The organism is Bacillus sp. S4, assembly GCF_040838205.1.
Lineage (GTDB): Bacteria > Bacillota > Bacilli > Bacillales > Bacillaceae_G > Bacillus_A > Bacillus_A cereus_U.
Map to the genome: position 1 here is coordinate 1 of NZ_JBFPJI010000211.1, position 5901 is coordinate 5901.

Genomic DNA, 5901 nt, shown 5'->3' on the forward strand with positions numbered 1-5901 from the left:
CCCCTCATTTATGTGAGGGGCATTTTTCTACTCTAATATATTTTTCATTGTATCAATATGTTCTTTTGAACCCGTTACAAGTAAAGTATCGCCATGTTGTAACTTCGTATCACCATGTGGTATTAAAGCTTTATTACCGCGGTAAATTTGAATGACAAGTACATCACCTAAAAACGGAAGGCGACGAAGTGCTAAGCCGTTATATTTATTACTTCGTAGTTCAACCTCACGTACTGTTTCATTTGCTGTTGTAATTAAGCGAACGAGACTCGGTTTATCAATAAGTGCACGTAATAAAATACGTGTAGAGTTAATAGTCGAGAATACAGCGATATGTTCTTGAGTCGCCTTTTCTTGTAGAAGGGGATCTTCTACACTTGCGATGACGTGTTCAACACCTAATTCTTTTGCGTGTTCTGCTAATAATAAGTTTTGTTCATCATCACTTGTCGCAACAACAACACGGTCTGCTTCGAAAGCTTTTTGTTCCATTAAAGATTGAATAGTAATCTCATCTAATTTTACAATAGGGAAGTCATGAGATTTCGCTTCCTCATCATTTATTTTATTTTGACGTATCATATATAGTGTTACGTCATACTCTTCACGTTTTAAATCAAGTGATAGCGGAAGGGTAATTCTGCTTGCACCAATAATAGATACTTTCGGTTTTGGTGTTTCCACTTTTGGAAACATCTTGTTAAATAATATAGGTGCAAAAATACAAGTAATAACTGCGCTTAAAATAAGAGATGCTGATAAACTTGGGCTAATGATGCCTAGCTTTTCACCGATTTGTGCAGCCGCAATAACTAAAGAAAGTGTTGATGTTAACAAAATGGCACTTCCGAGTACGATATTGCGTGGGTACCATTTTCGTAAGACGAGTGATGGCAACAGTTTTGAAATAAAGAGTCCCACAATTAGAATTGGGATCATTAGCATACTAGAAGGCTCTTTAAAAATAGACCATACTTCTAGATTTACACCAACCATTACGAAGAAAATAGGGATGAAGAAACCATATCCGATGGAATCAAGTTTTTCAACCATATCTTCATTTGGTGATAATAAAGATACGAGTACACCTGCTAAAAAGGCTCCCAAAATATTTTCTGCCCCAACAGATTCAGATAATCCAACTAATATTAAGATGAGTGCAAAAACAGCTCGTGTATCAATTTGTACACTACCGGCTTTTAGGCTTTCTAGGTATGGAATATTTTTAAAACGTCTTGCGACAAAGTAAATTACAATACCAGCACCGAATAGAAGAAGTAGAAGCCACATACTTTGGCCACTTTCGGAATTTAATCCGACGAATACCGCGAGTAAAATCATTGTAACTAAGTCTGCAATAACAGCGACTAATAAAATGATTTGCCCGATTGCGGTTTTTCCTAAGTTATTTTCTTTTAATGTGGGCACAACGACACCTAAAGAAATAGTTGAAATAATTAAAGTCATGAACATTGCATTGTCTACGAATCCTAGCCATACGAATAGTAATGATAGGGCATAAGATAAAATGAAAATAAATAAGAAGATAATGCTTGCTGCTTGGAATGTGTTTGGTTCGTTTGTCGTATTCTTTTTCCCTTTTTGCTTAAAGATCGAAAAGTCAATTTCTAAACCACTTAAAAACATTAGGAAGATAAACCCTAGTGTTGATAAGACTTGAAGCCACATATCTGGCTCAATGATGTTAAATCCACTTTTACCTACAAAGATTCCTGCGATAATTTCTGCAACAACGACAGGAAGTGCTTTTAATTTAAAGCGCTGTAACAAAAGGGGAACGAAAAACGTGATTGCGACAACAACCATCAGTGATAGAACAGAAGAATGATGTTCCACTGCGTTCTCTCCCTTCAAATAAATATAGTACCTATTTAGCCATATAATAGGTAGAAAAGCAACGCATATGGATTCGATTTCATAAAGAAAGAGTTTTCTTAACATTTGTCATAATAAGTATATTTTTCATGATTTTGTTGTTAATTCCGTAATGTGGATGTAATAGGGGGAGAGAATAAAAAAAGACTGCCGAGGAATCTCAGCAGTCTTTTTCATGCAAATTACATTGAGAAGAAAATCCATACAGTAAGACCAACTGTTGCAATTGCAACGAAGAAACTGTATATCATTGTAAGGATTTGAATGCTTCCTTCTCCTTCTTTTAAGTGCATGAACATAATTAATTGTAATAACGCTTGCGCAACTGCCATGATGATGATAGTTGTTAATATCGTTGAAAGTGGCAGGTTTGTGTAAAGTGCCACGTATAACGCTAGAAACGTTAGTGCAAGCGATAAAATAAATCCGAAAACGTGTGACCATGGGAATCCGCTATGCGCATTTGCTTGATTGTTATTTTGATCCATTTACGCCACCATCCCGTTCAAGTAAACTAGTGTGTAAATAAAGACCCAAACAAGATCAAGGAAATGCCAGTATAAGCTGATAATAAATACTTTACGAGCTGTAACTGGTGTTAAACCTCGTTTTAAAATTTGGATAATAACACAAGTTGCCCAAATGATACCACCTGTTACGTGGGCACCATGCGTTCCAAGAAGAACGAAGAATGCAGATAAGAAAGCACTTGTTTGAATAGTTGCGCCTTCACCAACGTACAAAATGAATTCTTCAATTTCAAAGAATAGGAAGCCTGCACCTAAAAGTAAAGTCAGGATAAACCAAGCTAACATTCCTTTTTGATTGTGTTTACGCATTTCGTGAATTGCGATACCACATGTAAAACTACTTGTTAAAAGTAACAGTGTTTGAATTAAAAGTGTTTTAACTTCAAACAATTGCGCTGGTGTTGGGCCATCAGCCGTACGACCAGCAAGGACTAGATAAGAGGCGAAAAGTGTTGCGAACAGCATAATTTCAGCCCCAAGAAAAATCCAGAATCCTAGGATATTCAATCTGCTTTGTTCAGATTGATATTCCAAAGGTAAGCTTTTATCTAAAGCCGCCATGTCATTTCACCTCTCATGCTATATGTTCTGTTTCTTTAATTTCTTCAATGCTTACGTAGTAGCCATCATCATAATCGAATGAACGATAGATTAAGCAACCTAAAATACCAATACCACCGATTGCTGCAATCCAGAACCAGCTAAATACTAATGCAAAACCTGCAAGACCGAAGAATGCAGACATAATAATAGGCACACCAGAATTACTTGGCATGTGAATTGGTTTTAATTCATCTGCTGTTGGTGTAATTGTTTCTCCGCGTTTTTTCATGAACCAGAAAGCATCAGCTTCTTTAATTTCAGGAAGTTTCGCGAAGTTGTAATGTTGTACAGGAGAGTGAGTTGCCCATTCAAGTGTACGGCCATCCCATGGATCTCCAGTTGTGTCACGTTCACCGTGACGTGCACTCCAAATTACGTTGTAACAAAGAATTACGAATCCGATACCCATCATTACTGCGCCGACAGATGCGATTTGGTTCAACCAACCCCATCCAAGGCTTTCAGAGTAAGTGTACATACGACGAGTCATACCATCTAAACCTAGGAAGTACATTGGGAAGAAACAGATGTTAAATCCGCTCATAAAGATCCAGAATGTCCATTTACCAAGGCGTTCATTTAGCATATGACCTGTCATTTTTGGATACCAGAATGTGAATCCAGCAAGCATAGCGAATACTGTACCTGCGATTAATACGTAGTGGAAATGAGCGACTAGGAAGTAGCTGTTATGGTATTGATAATCAGCTGCTGCCATTCCAAGCATAACCCCTGTAACTCCACCAACTACGAAGTTTGGAATAAATGCCAATGACCAAAGCATTGGAACTGTAAAACGAATACGTCCTTTATACAGCGTAAACAACCAGTTAAATATTTTAACACCGGTTGGAATCGAAATCGCCATTGTCGAAATCGAGAAGAACGAGTTAACCGCTGGACCTGCACCCATCGTGAAGAAGTGATGAAGCCATACGACGAAACTTAGTAAAGAAATTGCAACCATTGAGTATACCATCGCACTGTAACCGAATAGACGTTTACGTGAGAATGTACTAATGATTTCAGAGAAAATACCGAATGCCGGTAAAATAACGATATATACTTCAGGGTGACCCCATACCCAGAACAAGTTGGCCCAGAGCATTGGCATACCGCCGCTCGCCATCGTAAAGAAGTGAGCATCAAATAGACGGTCAAATGTCATTAATGCAAGAGCTACTGTTAATACTGGGAAAGCGAAAATAATGATTACACATGTAATTAAAATAGACCATGTAAACATTGGCATTTTCATTAATTTCATTCCAGGTGTACGCATTTTTAAAATAGTAACTAGGAAGTTAATACCTGTCATTAACGTACCAAGACCTGAAATCTGTAAGGCGATTGCGTAGAAGTTATTTCCTACACCAGGAGTAAACTCTGTACCCGCCATTGGGAAGTAAGAAGTCCACCCAGCGTCTGGAGAACCACCGATTACGAAAGCGATGTTGAATAACATTGCTCCAATAAAGAATAACCAGAAACTTAAAGCATTTAAGAACGGATATGCAACGTCACGAGCACCAATTTGTAATGGTACAACGACGTTCATTAATCCTAGAACGAATGGCATCGCCATGAAAAGAATCATAACTGTACCATGTGTTGTAAAGATTCCGTTATAGTGTTCAGCGTTTAAATATGTTGTATCTGGGAATGTTAACTGGGCACGAATCATTAAACCGTCCATACCACCACGGAATAACATTATAACGGCAGAGATAATATACATGGTTCCTATTTTTTTATGGTCAACAGTTGTTAACCATTCATCCCAAAGCCATCTCCATTTTTTGTACTTTGTTAGTACGAAAAGAATCGCTAATGTCACAAGAACGATAGATGCGTCAGCTCCGTAAATAATCGGGTCACCTGTGACAAAAAATTCATCAAGCTTCACTGTGTTCACTCCAATCTGTTGGAATAATAGCTATTATTTTTTGTTTTTGTAGTAGTTGTAATCACAATATTCAAGTGATTTTGGATCTACATAACTTAAGTGATGACTAGAGAATGTCATACGACCAACTACACCAGGTTTAACAATATCGTTGTACTTATCTTCTGTTAGTTTAGGAGCAGTTTCTTGTACTTCTTTTACCCACTTGTCATACTTTTCTTTTGTTTTTGCTTCAACTTCGAACTCCATGTGAGTGAATCCTTCACCAGAGAAGTTCGAGCTACGACCTAGGTAAGAACCTGGTTTGTCAGCTTGTAAATATAAGTCCATGATCATGCCATCCATTGTATACTTCATACCACCAAGTTCTGGTACCCAGAAAGCATTCATTGGACCTACAGAAGTCAGTTTAAATTGAATTGGTACACCAGCTGGGATGTTTAAATAGTTAACGGTTTCAATTTTTTCCTCCGGGTAACTAAATAACCATTTCCAGTTTGCAGATGTAACATAAATTTCAACTGGTTTAATATGTTTGGACTCTTGCGGAACCTCTTCCGAAGCATAAGTTGCTTTAACTGTTGGAATCGATAATGCGATAACGATAATAACAGGAATAATCGTCCAAATGATTTCTAATAATGTGTTACCGTGTTGATCAGGTGGCTCATAGTCCATATTCTCTGGTTTTTCACGATAACGAATCAAGATGACTGTAAACAAGATGAATACAATTGCGATAATTAATGACATAAGCAAGAATGACCAAACAATTAAATCATACTGTGCCTTTGCAACAGGTCCTTGCGGGTTTAATACTGCTAGTTTTTTATCACAGCCACCGAGGAACAGAACTAATGATAACGGAAGAAGCGAAGCCAACTTCCAAAATGCTTTCTTTAGTTGCACGATTGAAAATCTCCTTTCTCCTTGGATTGAAACTATGCCAATAAAACAATATAAACC

General features: G+C 37.5%; 5 protein-coding genes. All 5 read right to left on the minus strand.

The features are described from left to right. Positions 1–27: 27 nt before the first annotated feature. Positions 28–1857, minus strand: coding sequence for a monovalent cation:proton antiporter family protein (locus AB3X48_RS16525; RefSeq protein ID WP_367959744.1), 1830 nt, complete (start codon positions 1855–1857; stop codon positions 28–30). A gap of 221 nt (positions 1858–2078) precedes the next feature. After that, on the minus strand, positions 2079–2384 hold the full coding sequence (gene qoxD, locus AB3X48_RS16530) for a cytochrome aa3 quinol oxidase subunit IV (protein WP_002159260.1): 306 nt from the start codon (positions 2382–2384) through the stop codon (positions 2079–2081). Continuing rightward, a complete protein-coding gene (gene qoxC / locus AB3X48_RS16535; RefSeq protein WP_002029841.1) occupies positions 2385–2987 on the minus strand; it encodes a cytochrome aa3 quinol oxidase subunit III in 603 nt (200 codons plus the stop codon). 13 nt (positions 2988–3000) lie between these two features. Continuing rightward, positions 3001–4935, minus strand: a complete 1935-nt coding sequence (gene qoxB, locus AB3X48_RS16540) for a cytochrome aa3 quinol oxidase subunit I (protein WP_002159259.1) — start codon at positions 4933–4935, stop codon at positions 3001–3003. 33 nt (positions 4936–4968) lie between these two features. Next, positions 4969–5844 (minus strand): cytochrome aa3 quinol oxidase subunit II, encoded by an 876-nt coding sequence (gene qoxA / locus AB3X48_RS16545; RefSeq protein ID WP_002159258.1) that lies wholly within the window; start codon positions 5842–5844, stop codon positions 4969–4971. Between the last annotated feature and the right edge of the window lie 57 nt (positions 5845–5901).

Bases quoted from the DNA above. Each gene is read 5' to 3' on its own strand.
- qoxD (WP_002159260.1), bottom strand. From the start codon at position 2,384: ATGGATCAAAATAACAATCAAGCAAATGCGCATAGCGGATTCCCATGG.
- qoxC (WP_002029841.1), bottom strand. From the start codon at position 2,987: ATGGCGGCTTTAGATAAAAGCTTACCTTTGGAATATCAATCTGAACAA.